At 42.9% G+C, this 371-nt stretch carries 1 protein-coding gene; it reads right to left on the bottom strand.

Going from position 1 to position 371, the window contains the following annotated elements:
* Positions 1 to 329, bottom strand: a 329-nt coding sequence (locus Q4563_RS17085) for a GDP-mannose 4,6-dehydratase (protein WP_303605343.1), incomplete at its 3' end; no start/stop codon positions are given.
* Positions 330 to 371 lie beyond the last annotated feature (42 nt).

Raw genomic sequence — 371 nt, 5'->3', positions numbered from 1 at the left:
GCTTCAAGTAAGTTGAATGTTCCAATAACATTGGTTTGAATAAAGTCATCGGGGCTGTCGATTGAACGATCGACATGACTTTCAGCAGCCAGGTGCATGATGATGTCTGGCTGGTATTTTTCGAGTGTGTCTTTTACCGCGTCGGCATTTCTCAAGTCTACTTTTGTGAATGTGTAACGTTCATTCTGAGATATTGAATCCAGTGAATTCAGATTGCCAGCATAAGTGAGGCAGTCCAGATTAATGACAGTGTGGTCTGTTGCATTGATCAGGTGTCGGACGACGGCACTTCCGATAAAACCGGCTCCGCCAGTGACTAGAAATTTCATTGTGCTTGACTCAAGTTAGGTATATATTTTGCTGTTTTAAGG

This window comes from Gilvimarinus sp. 1_MG-2023 (assembly GCF_030548285.1).
The sequence above is the reverse complement of the archived record's forward strand: the minus strand, read 5'-3'. Positions and strand labels throughout refer to the sequence as shown.